Raw genomic sequence first — 15,253 nt, 5'->3', positions numbered from 1 at the left:
GGGAAAAGAAGTTTTCAAATAATTTTTTCTGCTTCTGCTAACTTAAAGCAAATGCTGCAAACACGCATTAAATCTGGGGGTTGCAAAGGTAAGGGCAAGCGGATACGAGCAGAAATGGCTAACTTTCAGCAGGAATAAAGACCAAATAATGACCAGAACAAAGGCGTGTTTCCATACATAAACCCGCTCACACTTATAATGTGGAGCGGGTTTTATAGCATATATTACTATAGAAAAAGGGGGTTGTCCACAAGTCGGACACCCCCTTGAATATAATTACTTTATCACTTGGCAAATGCCCGGTACAGGAATGTCACGATCTGGGCGCGGGTGCAAGTGGTATCGGGAGAGAAAGTCGTTTTGCTTGTGCCGCTTGTCACACCTTGTTCAACCGCCCAATCAACAGCAGGCGCATAAATCGTTGTAGCAGCTACATCGGTAAAGCTGCTGGCTTTTGTGGCAGCGGGGAAGCCAGCGGCACGCCAGATATATAGAACCGCCGAACTACGGGTGCAGGGCGTATCTCCACCAAAAACCGTGCTGTCTTTGGAAACGATATTCTTCTCTTTCGCCCACAATGCAGCCTTATAGAAATAGTCGCTTTCTTTTATGTCGGTGAATGTGTTCGTCTTGCTAGTCGGTTCGGGCGAACCCTGTGACCGCCAGAGAAAAGTCAAAATCTGCGCCGTAGTGCAAGTGCTATTCGGGGAAAAGGTCGTTTTAGATGTTCCCGCTGTGATACCCTTATCGACTGCCCACGCCACCGAGTTCGCGTAATAGGCGTTTGCGGCTACATCGGTAAAGGTCTGGCCGGTGGGCGTGCTGGGTTTGCTCGGAGTGCTCGGAGTGGATTTTGAAGTGAATGGACTGCCCGCCGTTTCGTCCCATGGAACAAAGAAAGCAATCATGCCGTTATTGACCGCATCGCTTGTCAAATATCCAGTCGATTCATCGATTGCGCCGCCCGATTTGCAGAAGTGCGCGGCTAAAAGACCTTGTGAACCATCTTCGTACTCAAAAGACTTCCACGGGTAGCCGCCGCCGTCATCTTCATCGACTTTGCAGGCATCGCCTTCCTGAGTGAGCCACACGCCAAGCATAGAGTCGATCCAGCCGCCATTTGGAGCCGTAATAACCGTACCGGTAGAAACCGCATAAACAACGGATGTTTCCTCTTTGATTCGATTCAAAAAGTAGCTGCTGCCCTGTACTGCTTCCAAATCCGAAACAGGAATGGTATACAGGATGGGTTTTGAAAGCGTGTAAATGTTTCCGGATTTGTCAGTGATGGTGGTGTCTCCCGCTTTGTTTGCGGCAAATGCTGGGACAGTCAAACTGAAACAGAGTGCTAATGTGAGTGCGAGGGATAAAAATTTTTTCATTTTCTCGTTCCTCCTAATTTGTGCGAAGTGGGGATACTGCTTGTAGTCTACCATATATTTTTCGTTAGCACAACCATTTTTGTGAGGCTATACCTAACATACATTCCTGATGAATTTGGGTACACTTTCGTTAGGTGGTGGCTCACAAAATGAAACAGCTTGTATTCAATGAGGATATTTATAATACGATACGGCGTAATATTAAGAAATATCGTAAACAGCGCGGCCTAACGGCTGCGGAATTGGCTGAACGAATCGGGCGCTCCCATGACTTTGTGCGACAAATCGAAAGTGAAAAGGTTGCCTACAATTTCAGCGTAGATACATTTTATCGGATTTCTGTGGCACTGGAAGTCAGCTTAGACCAGTTAATAGAAAAGTGAATGAAAAGCAGCCCTTGCGGACGGAAGTACCGCGAGGGCTGTTTTTTTATTCTCCAGCGCTCTCATTATAGGCCTTTTCTAATAAGGTCATGACTTCATCTGACGTTATATCGCGCTCAGACAGCAAAGCATATTTAACAGTATCTAGTGTTGTGTTCTGTAAGGAATTAAGTGTTTTTTTGTTTCCTGTTCGACCCATATGTCAACGATATTTTTCGGTACCTTCTTTTTAAACTGCTCTGCGTCATTTAAACTGTTGAGATAATCAAAAAGACATTTGCTGATCAAGATAACAGGTATTTTATGAGACTGTGTCAAATGCCAGTTTTCTGTCTTAATTGATATATGGCGGCACATGGTTTCAAGAATATTTTGATGTACTGTCATATCATCGCTGTTTCCGCAAAGATAATCAAGAGAGACATTATAGTGCTACCGCAATCTGTCGCAAATCCATGAAAACCCATATATCGCAAGGCTTTTCCCTGCTACATGGCCTTTGTCGCACCTGTCGCAGTTGTAGCAGACCAGAGAAAGGAAACAGCACATGGACAATATACAAGCTAGAAAATGGCAAATCGCAATTAACAATCCGCTTTCACACGGATTTGACCGCCAAACCATCAAGGACAAATTGCAGGGGTTGAAATCCCTCGTTTACGGCTGTATGGCGGACGAGCGTGGCCTTGAAGAAGATACCCCGCACACCCATATTTATATTGCCTGTTCCTCCCCCGTGAGATTCAGCACCCTGCAAAAGCTGTTTGATGGTGTGGCCCATCTTGAAGCCGCAAGAGGCACCAGCCAGCAAAACCGCAGCTATGCAGCCAAGGAAGGCAAATGGCAAGACAGCGACAAAAGCGAAACCAAGATTGAGGGCAGCTTTGAAGAATGGGGCGAGATTCTAGAGGAAACCACTGTTACCTGTATCGAGGGGGCCATCATCACGATGCCAAAGCCGAAGCCGGTGACGACCATGAGCAGGGAACTGCTCATGGAAGCCAGGCCCAGCAAGAGCATTTGCATAAAAAAAGATCCTCCTTGTCTGCCGGAATCCTTTGTCCCGGCCGGCCTCACAAAGGATATTGCAGACCAGATCACGATAAATTGCAAAACAAAATGTTGCTCTTGCAAGATGGAAGGGGGGTGGCTATAATGGTCATAATGAACAAAACAGGAGGGCGATACGGGATGATCACACAGCAGCGTCTGGAGGAACTGGTAAACGAATGTGCCTTTGCTACGAAACAGGGAAGAGTGGCTTCTTATATCCCCAAATTGGCGGAGGCCGATCCCCAGCAGCTGGGAGTTTACTGGATGGATCTGGCGGGCCATGGCATGGGCGCCGGAGAATGGGAAAAACGGGTGACGGTGCAGAGCATCGTGAAAGTGGCCATTTTCCTTCAGGCCCTGGCCGACTGTCCTTTGGATGAGCTGACCCGCAGGATCAGCCTCAACGCCACCGCCGAAACCTTCAATTCCATTGTGGACCTGGAAGTGAAAAATCATCACCGGCCTCTCAACCCTTATATCAACAGCGGTGCCATTGCATCGCTGTATATGGTCTCCGGCGGGCCGGAGGGCCGGTTCCAGCGGGTGATGGAGCTGCTGCGGAAGCTGACGGCCAACAACGCTCTTTCCATTGATGAGCAGGTGTATGTGTCGGAAAAACAGACCGGCCACCGCAACCGGGCCATCGCCTATTTTATGAAGAGCACCCAGATCATCGATGGGGATGTGGAGCAGCTTCTGGATGAATATTTCCGTTTGTGTTCGGTGAAGGTCAACTGCCGGGATCTGGCGGTGATGGCCGCCACGCTGGCAAACGGCGGGAAAAACCCGGTCACCGGTTTGTGCTGTGCCCAGAAGAGCTTTTGCAAAACCGCTATGGCCGTAATGGTGTCCTGCGGGATGTACGGCCAGTCGGGAGAATTCCTGGTGCGTACCGGTATGCCGGCCAAAAGCGGCGTGGGCGGAGGCATCATGTCGGCCATTCCCTCGAAGGGCGGCCTGGGCGTGGTGGGTCCGGCCCTCAATGAAACGGGCAACAGCGCCGGCGGGATCGAGCTTCTCTCCCGCCTGTCCGATGAGATGGATCTGAGCATTTTGTAAAAGCCGGGGCGTCCCGGAGAAAGGATGGATACAATGAAACAATACACCCCGGCCATCGTGAACGAAATCAAGAAAAAGAGCATCTTTTCCTTCAGCCGGAAATATGAGACCCGGTATTATGAAGGGGTACACCGTCAGGATGAGACGGTGCGGGTCCTTTGGATCGAGATGAATGCCCTGGGCAAACCGCTGTGCTACCCCTGCGTTTTGTGGGAAGGGGAAAAACTCATGGCTTTCCGCAGCGGTATGACCCGGGAAAACAAGGTCATGATGCAGCGGTGGACAGCGGTGATCTCCCCGGAGAAAAAAGAGGAGTTTTCCATCGAGGAACTGGAAGAAGGAGACTTTTCCTCCATCTATCAGAAGGCCAAGGACAAGGTGGATCAGCTGGAAGGGCTGATCATGCCCGACGAGGAGGATTGGACTGACGAAGAGCTTCTGGCCGACGAATCTCTGGCCGATGACGACGAGGACGAATCTTCACTAAATTGAATAAATCAGCCAAGCACAGCGGGACGGAAATTCACGATGTTGAATTTTTGTCCCGCTGTTTTTCTCTTTTTCTGAAAAATCTATTTGGGGAAAATGAAAGAAATGTCGGTCAAAATCCATGAAAAACCCGGGAAAAATTCGGGATATTTGTGCTCAGAGCTGAAAAAATCACAAGGGCACAAAAAAATCCAGTCAAGGCTTGACAAATGATAGATTATATACTATTATGAACGCACATTCACGATGTTAAAACCCGGTATACCGGGAAATTCAAACAGAAAGAGGCGAATGTGCGATGCAGAAGAAAACGAGAAAAATGGTGGCGCTGGTTCTGGCGGGAGCGCTGATGAGCGGCATATTTGCCGCCTGTGCCAAGGGCAATGGCGCTACAGAAGGCTCGGCCGTCAGCCGCAGCATGGAAAACGATGGGGATACCGCCTCGGCGGAAAAGCGGAGCACCTTGGTGATTGCCACCGAAAGCGAGCCGCCCACCCTGCACCCTTTTGATCACAAGGCGGTTACCGCCGCATATATGAACCTGCTCACTTTTAATGCCCTGATGTCCATTGACCCTGAGACATTGGAGCCGGTGACCGACCTGGCCGAAAGCTATGAGACCGTGAGCGATACCGAATGGGTCTTTACTTTGAAGCAGGGCGTTACCTTCCATGATGGCAGCACTCTGGACGCCCAGGATGTAAAGGCCTCCATGGAATACGCCAAGACCTACCCCACCACCAAGGATTACACTTCCTTCTGGACCGACATCCAGGTGGTAGACGACACTCATGTGAAGATCACCACCGACGGCCCCTATGCCATGGTGCTCAACGACATGGCCAGCATTGATATTTTGCCCAGCGAACTCATCGACGAGGGCAACGACTTTAACGAAAACCCGGTGGGCACCGGCCCCTATTGCTTTGTGGAGTGGAACCGGGGCGATAATCTGACCTTTGAGAAAAACCCCAATTTCTTTGATACCGAGCATCAGCCCTCCATGGAGACCATCACCTGGCGGATCATTCCCGAAGGCTCTTCCCGCACCATTGCCCTCCAGGCCGGCGAAGTGGACTTCATCATGGAAGTAGAGGCCACCGATATCACCCGCCTGAAGGAAGACGAGGCCATCACTGTACAGGAAAACGAAGGCACCCGTATGAACTTCATGGCCATGAACAGTGAAGCCGGGCCCTTTGAGAATCCCTGGTTCCGCAAGGCGGTCAGCGCCGCAGTGGACCGGGAGGCCGTGGTCACCGTATCCTGTGACGGTCAGGGCATTGTGGCTTTGGGCCAGACTTCCCCTGCCTTCCCCGGATACAGCGAAGAGAACTCCCAGGACTATGATGTGAAAAAGGCCAAGGAGTATTTGAAGAAATCGAGCATTGATCCGGAAGACGCCACCTTCACCTGCCTGGCCTGCACCGATGCCAACCGCCGTGCCGCCGAAGTGATCCAGGCCAACCTGGCAGAGATCGGAATCACCATGGAGATTGAAACTCTGGACTATGCTACCTACCTCAACGCCATCATGAGCGGCGATTATGAAGCGGCCATCGCGGGCTACACCTCCAGCAATATGTATGCCTATAACATCGGCCTCTATCATTCCTCCGCCATCGACGCTGCCAACCTGGCCCGTATCGGCGACCAGAAGGTGGATAGCTTGATCGAGCAGGCCAAAACCCAGTTGGACAGCACCCAGCGGGAAGCCACTTTTACAGAGCTCTCTGAGTATCTCAACGACTGGACTCCCTTTGTTCCCTTGTATCAGACCGTTGTGATCAAGGCCTATGACAAAGACCTGGAAGGGGTCGTTGTGGGCAAAGACGGCAATGTGGCCTTTGAAGATGTGCGTTGGAGCGCTTAACCCCCTCACCTTTACTCATAAAAAGCAAATGGAAAAGGGCCCGTTCTCCACAGCTTGTGGAGAACGGGCCCTTTTCTGCGTATCAGGCTATCAGGGGCCTTCGATGTCCATACGGCACATTTCTTCATAAGACACGCCGTTTTTTTTGCCATAGGTTTTCCAGTACCGGTTGCCCGCCTGGATGAACAGGAAGCGAGGCAGGGGCATGGCCGTGGCGATCTCCTCTTCTTTTCCCTGCTGCACGGCGGAGGCCAGCCGGCCGATGGCCTTTTCGGCCCGGGAGCGGAACGGGGAGCGCAAAATGGCTTCCCCGCTGCCCAGTTTCATGACAGCTCCCATGGGAAAGCCCACCGTTTTGGCAAACAGCCGCAGGATATCCACCGCCACATCGTTTTGTCCCGGCTCCAGAAAGCCGCAGTTGATGAGCACCGACAGGCGGGGCTTGTTTTTTGGCGGGTTGCGCTGCACTTTTTCCAGAAAGGCCAGAAGTTCCACCGGCAGGCTGTCCACATACAGGGGAAAAACCAAAAGCAGATGAGAGAAGTGTTCCATCTCCTGGATAAGATGGGCGGCCGGTTGACCTTTGAGGGCAAAATACTGGCAGGGAAGGGAGCACCGGGCGGAAAACAGGGCGGCATATTCCTTGGAATTGGAACGGGGTGCCCGGGGACTGGCGTTGAGGATCATCACTTGTTCCACGAGAGTACCTCCTTTTCCGCTGCATCCTGCACTTCTTCTTCCCGGCAGAAGATCACTTGGTAAGACTTGAAACTCATATTCCGCCGGTTCCGTTCCACCAGACGGCGAAACAGGTCTTTTTCCTCCTGGCTCTCCGGGCCGTAGGCCAGAATGACGGCGTCTTTTTCCTCTACCAGCCGCTGCACATGATGGGTCTCGCCCATGTAAGGGCGGAGGAAGGCCTGCTGGATGGGAAGGGAGCGTTCCAGCATGGCTTTCATCGGGGGTGCCCAGCTGCCAAACACCACCCGGCTCACATAGAGCACCCGGCGGCTGCGGGCGATGAGGGGATAGATCTGGGGTGCGTCGTCCCGGATGACGCACCGGCCAGGGGTTTTGACCCAGCAGCCAAAGCAGCCCACGCAGGGGGCCACTTTCTTTTGGGACAGGTCGATATATTCCCGTTCCGGAGCTGCGGGCAGGAAAAGGGGTCGATCGCTGAGGATCAGCTCCATAAATAAAGTCCTCCATTTGATTTTGAAATGATCGATGGAATCGCTTTATTATAAGGGATTTGGCAGAAAAAATATAGAGTGAATTTTGTGGGAATGGATAAAAAAAGCCCTCCTGGCAAGCAGGAGGGCTTTGGATATTCCTTTTGATTTACGAGCGGTTGAACTGGGAGCGGATGCGGGGGTCAATGACCACATACAGCAGGTCCACCACCAGATTGATGATGGAGAAGCAGAAGGCAAAGGTGATGACGCATCCCAGAATCATGGGGAAATCCCGTTCATTGATGGAGTCCACCAGCAGCCGGCCGATGCCCGGCCAGGAGAAGATCAGCTCCACCAGAATGGAACCGCTGAACACCTCACACAACCGCAGGCCCATGACGGTGACAATGGGGATCAAAGCATTGCGCAAAGCGTGTTTCCGCACCACCACTTTGAACGCCTGGCCCTTGGCCCGGGCGGTGGTGATGTAGTCCTGGCGGATGGTCTCCAGCATGGAGGAGCGGGTGATGCGGGAGATAAAGGCCATGTTGCCGAAGGCCAGGGTAAAGGCGGGAAGCACCAGACTGCTCAGCGTTTGACTGCCCGATGTGGGGAACCAGCCTAAGTAGAGCGCGAAAAACAACAGCATCAGCATTCCCAGCCAGAAGTTGGGCATGCTCACTCCGAAGAAGGAGATCAGCATGCTGACATTGTCAAAAAGGGTATTTTGCTTGATGGCGGCCCATACGCCGATGGGAAGGGCCAGAACCAGAGTGACCACACCAGCGGCCAGAGTGAGCTTGATGGTTTTGGGCAGACGCACGCCCAACTGGATTCGCACATAGCTGTCTTCCGCGAAGATCTCCTTCATGGTGCGGGCGTATTGAACCAGGATCGGATCGTTGAGCCCTCGCTCTTCCCGGATGATCTCGGCCTCCTCCGGGGTGGCCGCTTTGCGCACCGCCGAACGGTCGGCATTGCCCGGGGCAAAATAAAAGAGCAGATAGACGATGAAGGTGGCGCCGAACAGCACCGGCAGCAAGATGATCAGACGCTTGAGCACATATTTCCACATGGGCGAACCCTCAATCCTTTATTGGAATAGGCCAAAAGAGCAAAGAAAAAAGGCCGCTGATTTGGCGCTATTAAACCATAACACAATCCCCCCTTCTTTTCAAGGCGGCAGAGGGCCGGGAAGAGAGTTTCGGGGCTGAACAGGTGGAGAAAAAAAGCCGCCGGTTTTGTGCAAATTAGTTAATTACTTTGTAACAACTAAAAAAATCCCCAAGGACGCCGGCCCTTGGGGATAAAAAGTGAGAAAAATGAGATCACACCGCCGGAGAAGCCGGCTTGTTTTCCAGGTTGTGGATGTGCAGCTTATAGAAGCGGCTGAAGAGCAGCAGGCTTGCCACCAGGGAGATGATCTCCGCCAGAGGGAAGGCGTACCACACATAGCGCAGGCCGATCTTGGAGAACAGGTAGGCGGTCGGCAGAATGATCACCAGCTGACGCAGCACCGAGATGAACAGGCTGTTTTTGCCCCGTCCCACCGCTTGGAAGATGGTGGAGAAGATGATGCCGAAGGCTGCGGGGATAAAGCACAGGCTGATGGAGCGGAAGGCCGGCACACCGATGGCCAGCATTTCGCCGGAGCCGTCAAAGATGGTCAGCAGCTGGGCGGGGAAGATCCAGAAAAGCAGGGTACCCACCGCCATAATGCCGCAGGCGATGCAAAGGCCGATGCGCAGGCAGCTGAGCAGGCGGGCCTTTTTCCGGGCGCCGTAGTTGTAGCCCATGATGGGCATCAGTCCGTGGGTCAGGCCAAAGACCGGCATGAACACAAAGGACTGGAGCTTATAATAGACGCCCAGCACCGAGATGGCCGTTTCGGAGAAGGCCGAAAGGATCTGGTTGAGGCCCATCACCAGGAAGGAGCTGATGGACTGCATGATCATGGAGGGGATGCCCACGGAGTAGATATCCCGGATGGTGGTGCCGTGGAAACGGAAGCCTTTGAAGGTCATATGGACGGCATGGCTTTTGCGGAACATCACATAGAGGCTGTAGCACATGGCCAGAATCTGACCGGTGACGGTGGCTGCTGCCGCGCCCAGGATGCCCATCTTGGGCAGGCCGAACAGGCCGAAGATCAGAATGGGGTCCAGAATGATGTTGGTGACGCAGCCCACTAGCATAAAGAACATGGGGTAGATCATGTTGCCAGTGGCCTGGAGGGTTTTTTCAAAGGCGATCTCCACAAAGCTGCCGAAGGAGCAGATGCACACCACCGACAGATACTGGGTGCCCAGATCGATCACATTGGCGTTCTGGGTGAAAAGGCTCAAAAACCACCGGGAACCAAACAGGCCGAAGAGGGCAAAGAGCAGAGAGGTAAAGAAAGCCAGGATCGCCCCGTGGCAGGCGGCCAGGTCAGCTTCCCGCTGGCGTTTTTCACCCAGACGCCGGGACACCAGGGAGTTGATGCCCACCCCGGTGCCAACAGCCATGGCAATCATCAGCTGCTGGATGGGGAAGGCCAGGGAAACGGCGGTGAGGGCGTCCATGCTGATTTTGGCCACAAAATAGCTGTCCACAATATTATAAAGGGACTGGACCAGCATGGAGAAAATGGCCGGCAAAGACATGGAGATGATCAGCTGGAGCATGGGCGTGTTGCCCATTTTGTTTTCGCGAATTTCTTCCATCAAATGCACTTCCTTTGCGATAAAATTATAATTCCATCCGGTAAGTCCGGAAAAAGGCGGACACAAAAAAGAGACGGCCCAAGGCCGCCGCAAGAAAAGGGGGATGCGTATGCCGGGCGCCGCTTTGTCACAGGAAAAATAAGCGGCGTACTAGGAATAAGTATAACATAAAACGGAGAAAAGGACAAGGAATGTTAAAAAAAGCAAAAAGCCGCCCAAAACGGGCGGACTTTCCGCAAAGAGGAGACAAGATGCAGCGCCATTTCAAAAATTTATGAGGAAGCAGGAGAGAAACAGGGAGCAAAAAAACAGCGCTGCGGAAATGAAACGGGAGGTTATGGGAACTCCCGGCGCAGAGAAAAAGCATCTGCGCATGAACTGGAAATAGGATGCAGCTGACCGGGAAAACCCGTTCTGCCATTTCAGTGTAGCAAATCGACAGAGCGGAGGCAAGAAAAAATTTGCACCTGGGGAAAAACACACCAGGGGGTGGATATATTTAATACGGTATAAAAGAGAAAAAATAAAAACCGTATTAAATAAAAAATATTTTTGCATTTGGAAAGTATCGTTAAAAAAATATCATTGCAATCTGCCGGAGGGTCGGCTACACTGGGATCAGAACAGAATTTTTTTTGGAGGGGATGCGCCCATGAACAATGGAGTGGATTTTGCCGTGATCGACCGCATACTGGATCATCACGGAGCCCAGGCCAGCAATGTCATTGCCATTTTGCAGGATATCCAGGGGGAATACCGGTATCTGCCCCGGGAAATTTTTCCCTACCTGGCGAGAAAATTACAGATGAGCGCCGCGAAAATTTACAGCGTGGCCACTTTTTATGAGAATTTTTCCCTGGAACCCAAGGGGAAATATGTGATCAAGATCTGCGACGGCACCGCCTGCCATGTGCGTAAAAGCATCCCCATTCTGGAGAAGATGCGGGAAACTTTGGGCCTTTCCTCTCAGAAGATCACCACCGACGATATGCTCTTTACGGTGGAGACCGTCTCCTGCCTGGGAGCCTGCGGTCTGGCACCGGCCTGCACCGTCAACGATAAAGTCTATCCCTCCATGACGCCGGAAAAAGCGGTGGAATTGTTGGATGAACTGAAGAAGGAGGGGACGGCATGCTGAAAACAAGAGAAGAACTTTCCGTCCTGCGCCAGACCCTGGAGGGCCGCTTTGCCTCCCAGGTGAAGAAGATCCTGGTGTGTGCCGGTACCGGCTGCGTGGCCGGCGGCTCTCTGGATATCTATGCCCGTCTGGTGGAGCTGCTTCAGGAAAAAGGCATCCACTGTCAGGTGGACCTGGCCCACGAGCCCCACGGGGACGATGTGGGCGTCAAGCGCAGCGGCTGCCACGGCTTTTGCGAAATGGGCCCTCTGGTGCGCATCGAGCCTCAGGGCTGGCTGTATATTAAGGTAAAGAAGGACGACTGCCAGGAGATCATCGAAAAGACCATTCTGGGCGGCGAGCCCATCGAGCGGCTGTGCTATAAGATGAACGGGGAGATCTACAAGACCCAGGAGGAGATCCCCTTCTATAAAAAGCAGACCCGTACCGTGCTGGAGCACTGCGGCCACATCGACGCCACCTCCATCCAGGAGTACATCGCCATCGGCGGTTATAAGGCCTTTGAAAAGGCGTTGTTCGATATGGATGGCCAGGAGATCGTGGAGGAGATCCAGAAATCCAATCTGCGCGGCCGGGGCGGCGGAGGATTCCCCGCCGGGCGGAAATGGGCCCAGGTGCGTGCCAAGGAAGCCACTCCCAAGTACATCGTCTGCAACGGCGACGAAGGCGACCCGGGTGCCTTTATGGACCGGTCGGTAATGGAGGGTGACCCCCACCGGCTGCTGGAGGGTATGATGATCGCCGGCGTGGCCTGCGGGGCCAGCCAGGGCTATATTTATGTCCGGGCCGAGTATCCCATGGCGGTCAGCCGTCTGGACGGCGCCATCCGTCAGGCCAGAGAGCTGGGACTGCTGGGCGAAAACATCCTGGGAAGCGGTTTTGATTTTGATATCCACATCAGCCGGGGCGCCGGTGCTTTTGTCTGCGGCGAAGGCAGCGCCCTCACCGCCTCCATCGAGGGCCGCCGGGGTATGCCCCGGGTCAAGCCGCCCCGCACCGTGGAGCGGGGCCTGTTTGACAAGCCCACCGTGCTCAACAATGTGGAGACGCTGGCCAATGTGCCTCATATCATCACCAGAGGGGCGGATTGGTACCGCTCCATCGGCCCGGAGAACAGCCCGGGCACCAAGGCTTTTGCCCTGACGGGCAACATCCAGAACACCGGCCTGATCGAAGTGCCCATGGGCACCACCCTGCGGGAGATCATCTTCGACATCGGCGGCGGTATGCGGAATGGCGCCGAGTTCAAAGCGGTGCAGATCGGCGGCCCCTCCGGCGGCTGTCTGACGAAGGAGCATCTGGATCTGCCCCTGGACTTCGATTCCCTGAAAAAGGTGGGAGCCATGATCGGCTCCGGCGGCCTTGTGGTCATGGACGACAAGACCTGTATGGTGGAAGTGGCCCGGTTCTTCATGAACTTCACCCAGAACGAAAGCTGCGGCAAGTGCGTTCCCTGCCGGGAGGGCACCAAGCGGATGCTGGAGATTCTGGAGCGGATCGTGGCAGGACAGGGAAAAGATGGGGACATCGACCTGCTGCTAGAGCTGGCCGAGACCATTTCGGCCACCGCTCTGTGCGGTCTGGGGAAGACAGCGGCCCAGCCGGTGGTGAGCACCATCCGGTATTTCCGGGATGAATACGAAGCCCATGTGAAGGAAAAGCGCTGCCCCACCCACAACTGCCAGAAGCTGAAGCGCTATTACATCGATCCCCAGGAGTGCAAGGGCTGCTCCAAGTGCGCCCGGATGTGCCCTGTGGGGGCCATCTCTGGGGAGATCCGCAGCCCCTTCACCATCGATCCTGACAAATGCATCAAGTGCGGCGCCTGCTTTGACGGGTGCAGTTTCCACGCCGTGAAGGAGGGCTAAACCATGAGCGCATTTATGATGGTAGACAATATCCCTGTGCCCATCGAAGGGGAAGAAAATATTTTGGCGGTCATCCGCAAGGCCGGTATCCAGCTGCCCACTTTTTGCTATTATTCCGAGCTGTCGGTGTATGGCGCCTGCCGGATGTGCATGGTGGAGGACAAGCGGGGCAGCATTCAGGCGGCCTGCTCCACCCCGCCCCGGGAGGGGATGGAGATCTACACCAATACCCCCCGGCTGCGGAAATACCGGAAGAATGTGCTGGAGCTGCTGCTGGCCAGCCACTGCCGGGACTGCACCACCTGCGAAAAAAGCGGCAAATGCAAGCTCCAGGAGCTGGCCCATCAGTTCGGCATCCGGGACATCCGCTTTGGCGACGGCCAGGTGGAGCATGAGCGGGACGAGTCCTCGGTGTGCATCAGCCGGGACAACGCCAAGTGCATCCTCTGCGGCGACTGTGTCCGTATGTGCGAAGAGATCCAGGGCGTGGGCGCCATCGACTTTTCCGACCGGGGCGCTCGCATGAAGGTGATGCCCGCCTTTGATGAGCCCATTGCCAATAGTGCCTGCGTGGGCTGCGGCCAGTGTGCCGCCGTCTGCCCCACCGGGGCTATTGTGGTGAAAAACGACACCCAGAAGATGTGGGAGGAACTGTCCGATCCCCACACCAAGTGCGTGGTGCAGATCGCCCCCGCCGTGCGGGTGGGCATCAGCCACGAAATGGGCCTGGGCGAAGGAGAAAACGCCATGGGCAAGGTCACCGCCGCTCTGCGCCGTCTGGGCTTTGACGAGGTCTATGACACCACCACCGGCGCCGACCTGACGGTGCTGGAAGAGGCCAACGAGCTGTCGGAGCGGCTGGCCAAGGGAGAAAACCTGCCCTTGTTCACCTCCTGCTGCCCGGCCTGGGTGCAGTTTGTGGAAAAGCATTATCCCGAACTGATGCCCCATGTGTCCACCTGCCGCTCCCCCATGGAGATGTTCGGCGCGGTGCTGAAAGAGCAGCTGAAGCCTTCTACCCGCCGGATCGTGTCGGTGGCCATTATGCCCTGCACCGCCAAAAAGTTCGAAGTGCAGCGGGATGAATTCAAGCGGAACAGCGTGCCCGATGTGGACTACGCCATCACCACCCAGGAACTCATCGCCATGATCCGCCAGGCCGGCATCGTCTTTGACGACCTGGAGCCGGAAAGCGTGGATATGCCCTTTGGCGTTTCCACCGGCGCAGGCGTGATCTTCGGCGTCACCGGCGGAGTCACCGAAGCGGTGATCCGCCGTCTCAGCGACGACAAATCCACCACGGCCCTGCGGGCTATTGCCTTCAATGGCGTGCGTGGCATGGAAGGGGTCAAGCATACCGAAGTGGAGATCGGCGGCAAAAAAGTGCGCATTGCCATCGTCAGCGGCCTGAACAACGCCCGGCCTCTGCTGGACCGGATTCTGGAAGGCCACAAGGATTATGACTTTATCGAGGTTATGGCCTGTCCCGGCGGCTGCGTCTCCGGCGCAGGCCAGCCCTTCGGCACCAAGGCCGACAAGGCCCGCCGGGGCGAAGGACTTTACAAGGCCGACCGGATGAGCCCCATCAAGCGTTCCGAGGAAAACTACGCCGTCACCTCCCTGTATGACGGGGTGCTCAAGGGCCGGGTCCACGAGCTGCTCCATGTGGAATACGGCAAATAAGAGAAAGGCGGCAGAAAGATGAAATTCAGCGTGTGCGTGGGAAGCGCCTGCCATGTGAAGGGCTCTTACAATGTGCTCCTCACCCTGCGGCAGCTGGTGGAGGAATATTCCCTCCATGACCAGGTGGAAGTGGCCCAGATGTTCTGCGACGGTGAGTGCGTGGAAGAGGTCAAGGTGCGCATCGACGACCAGGAGACCGTCAGCCTCACCGGCGCCGGCACCCGGGACTTTTTCTTTGAAAAATGCGGCCATCTGATTGAGCAGCAGTAAGTGACAATTAGATAGGTAAATGGCCCTGCTGAAGCGATGATTCAGCAGGGCCATTTTATACAAAATAATGGAAGGTGAAAATGTTGGATTGGAGAATAGTCTTGTGCTATACTGCGCTTAAATGGTATTATATGGGCTGAAAGAATGTTTGTAAAGACTATGAATACGGCTAAAA

14 protein-coding genes are annotated in these 15,253 nt (G+C 54.3%); 9 read left to right on the top strand and 5 right to left on the bottom strand.

What is annotated here, in order from left to right; genetic code table 11:
* Positions 1-284 precede the first annotated feature (284 nt).
* Entirely contained in the window at positions 285-1,382 is a 1,098-nt protein-coding gene (locus KQI26_RS00750; RefSeq protein ID WP_216502740.1) for an S-layer homology domain-containing protein, read from the bottom strand.
* Positions 1,383-1,531: 149 nt separating this feature from the next.
* Here KQI26_RS00750 and KQI26_RS00745 point away from each other — a divergent pair, with 149 nt between their 5' ends.
* From KQI26_RS00745 to KQI26_RS00725, 5 genes are all read left to right on the top strand, one after another.
* The gene (locus KQI26_RS00745; protein ID WP_216502739.1) at positions 1,532-1,765 is read left to right on the top strand and encodes a helix-turn-helix domain-containing protein; all 234 of its coding nucleotides are present in this window, start codon (positions 1,532-1,534) and stop codon (positions 1,763-1,765) included.
* Positions 1,766-2,312: 547 nt separating this feature from the next.
* On the top strand, positions 2,313-2,921 hold the full coding sequence (locus KQI26_RS00740; protein ID WP_216502738.1) for a hypothetical protein: 609 nt from the start codon (positions 2,313-2,315) through the stop codon (positions 2,919-2,921).
* Positions 2,922-2,956: 35 nt separating this feature from the next.
* On the top strand, positions 2,957-3,877 hold the full coding sequence (gene glsA, locus KQI26_RS00735) for a glutaminase A (protein WP_177614519.1): 921 nt from the start codon (positions 2,957-2,959) through the stop codon (positions 3,875-3,877).
* Positions 3,878-3,910: 33 nt separating this feature from the next.
* Positions 3,911-4,369, top strand: a complete 459-nt coding sequence (locus KQI26_RS00730; RefSeq protein ID WP_216502737.1) for a hypothetical protein — start codon at positions 3,911-3,913, stop codon at positions 4,367-4,369.
* A 295-nt stretch (positions 4,370-4,664) separates the two neighbouring features.
* Positions 4,665-6,239 (top strand): ABC transporter substrate-binding protein, encoded by a 1,575-nt coding sequence (locus KQI26_RS00725; protein ID WP_216502736.1) that lies wholly within the window; start codon positions 4,665-4,667, stop codon positions 6,237-6,239.
* 90 nt (positions 6,240-6,329) lie between these two features.
* Here KQI26_RS00725 and KQI26_RS00720 read toward each other — a convergent pair whose 3' ends face one another.
* The 4 genes from KQI26_RS00720 to KQI26_RS00705 all read right to left on the bottom strand — a co-directional run bounded on the left by KQI26_RS00720 (position 6,330) and on the right by KQI26_RS00705 (position 10,119).
* Positions 6,330-6,938 (bottom strand): hypothetical protein, encoded by a 609-nt coding sequence (locus KQI26_RS00720; protein WP_216502735.1) that lies wholly within the window; start codon positions 6,936-6,938, stop codon positions 6,330-6,332.
* Positions 6,926-7,432, bottom strand: coding sequence for an NAD(P)H-dependent oxidoreductase (locus KQI26_RS00715; RefSeq protein ID WP_216502734.1), 507 nt, complete (start codon positions 7,430-7,432; stop codon positions 6,926-6,928). Before KQI26_RS00715 ends, KQI26_RS00720 begins: the two co-directional genes overlap by 13 nt.
* Before the next feature lie 148 nt (positions 7,433-7,580).
* On the bottom strand, positions 7,581-8,489 hold the full coding sequence (locus KQI26_RS00710; protein WP_216502733.1) for an ABC transporter permease: 909 nt from the start codon (positions 8,487-8,489) through the stop codon (positions 7,581-7,583).
* 253 nt (positions 8,490-8,742) lie between these two features.
* Positions 8,743-10,119: an MATE family efflux transporter gene (locus KQI26_RS00705; protein ID WP_216502732.1), complete on the bottom strand. Its 1,377-nt coding sequence runs from the start codon at positions 10,117-10,119 to the stop codon at positions 8,743-8,745.
* 652 nt (positions 10,120-10,771) lie between these two features.
* On the opposite strand from KQI26_RS00705, the gene KQI26_RS00700 reads away from it, so the two are divergent.
* The 4 genes from KQI26_RS00700 to KQI26_RS00685 are packed head-to-tail and all read left to right on the top strand — an operon-like array spanning position 10,772 to position 15,078.
* Positions 10,772-11,257 carry an NAD(P)H-dependent oxidoreductase subunit E gene (locus KQI26_RS00700; RefSeq protein WP_118425495.1) on the top strand — a complete coding sequence of 162 codons (486 nt, stop codon included), beginning with the start codon at positions 10,772-10,774 and terminating at the stop codon, positions 11,255-11,257.
* Entirely contained in the window at positions 11,251-13,125 is a 1,875-nt protein-coding gene (gene nuoF, locus KQI26_RS00695; protein WP_216502731.1) for an NADH-quinone oxidoreductase subunit NuoF, read from the top strand. Before KQI26_RS00700 ends, nuoF begins: the two co-directional genes overlap by 7 nt.
* Before the next feature lie 3 nt (positions 13,126-13,128).
* Positions 13,129-14,808 (top strand): [FeFe] hydrogenase, group A, encoded by a 1,680-nt coding sequence (locus tag KQI26_RS00690; protein ID WP_216502730.1) that lies wholly within the window; start codon positions 13,129-13,131, stop codon positions 14,806-14,808.
* Between the two features lie 18 nt (positions 14,809-14,826).
* A complete protein-coding gene (locus tag KQI26_RS00685; RefSeq protein WP_216502729.1) occupies positions 14,827-15,078 on the top strand; it encodes a (2Fe-2S) ferredoxin domain-containing protein in 252 nt (83 codons plus the stop codon).
* Positions 15,079-15,253 lie beyond the last annotated feature (175 nt).

The organism is Intestinimonas sp. MSJ-38 (assembly GCF_018917925.1).
Lineage (GTDB): Bacteria > Bacillota > Clostridia > Oscillospirales > Butyricicoccaceae > Pseudobutyricicoccus.
This window is presented reverse-complemented; position numbering and strand designations above follow the sequence as displayed.

Bases quoted from the DNA above. Each gene is read 5' to 3' on its own strand.
- glsA (WP_177614519.1), top strand. From the start codon at position 2,957: ATGATCACACAGCAGCGTCTGGAGGAACTGGTAAACGAATGTGCCTTT.
- KQI26_RS00710 (WP_216502733.1), bottom strand. From the start codon at position 8,489: ATGTGGAAATATGTGCTCAAGCGTCTGATCATCTTGCTGCCGGTGCTG.
- KQI26_RS00745 (WP_216502739.1), top strand. From the start codon at position 1,532: ATGAAACAGCTTGTATTCAATGAGGATATTTATAATACGATACGGCGT.
- KQI26_RS00725 (WP_216502736.1), top strand. From the start codon at position 4,665: ATGCAGAAGAAAACGAGAAAAATGGTGGCGCTGGTTCTGGCGGGAGCG.
- KQI26_RS00740 (WP_216502738.1), top strand. From the start codon at position 2,313: ATGGACAATATACAAGCTAGAAAATGGCAAATCGCAATTAACAATCCG.
- KQI26_RS00705 (WP_216502732.1), bottom strand. From the start codon at position 10,119: ATGGAAGAAATTCGCGAAAACAAAATGGGCAACACGCCCATGCTCCAG.
- nuoF (WP_216502731.1), top strand. From the start codon at position 11,251: ATGCTGAAAACAAGAGAAGAACTTTCCGTCCTGCGCCAGACCCTGGAG.
- KQI26_RS00715 (WP_216502734.1), bottom strand. From the start codon at position 7,432: ATGGAGCTGATCCTCAGCGATCGACCCCTTTTCCTGCCCGCAGCTCCG.
- KQI26_RS00750 (WP_216502740.1), bottom strand. From the start codon at position 1,382: ATGAAAAAATTTTTATCCCTCGCACTCACATTAGCACTCTGTTTCAGT.
- KQI26_RS00700 (WP_118425495.1), top strand. From the start codon at position 10,772: ATGAACAATGGAGTGGATTTTGCCGTGATCGACCGCATACTGGATCAT.
- KQI26_RS00685 (WP_216502729.1), top strand. From the start codon at position 14,827: ATGAAATTCAGCGTGTGCGTGGGAAGCGCCTGCCATGTGAAGGGCTCT.
- KQI26_RS00730 (WP_216502737.1), top strand. From the start codon at position 3,911: ATGAAACAATACACCCCGGCCATCGTGAACGAAATCAAGAAAAAGAGC.
- KQI26_RS00690 (WP_216502730.1), top strand. From the start codon at position 13,129: ATGAGCGCATTTATGATGGTAGACAATATCCCTGTGCCCATCGAAGGG.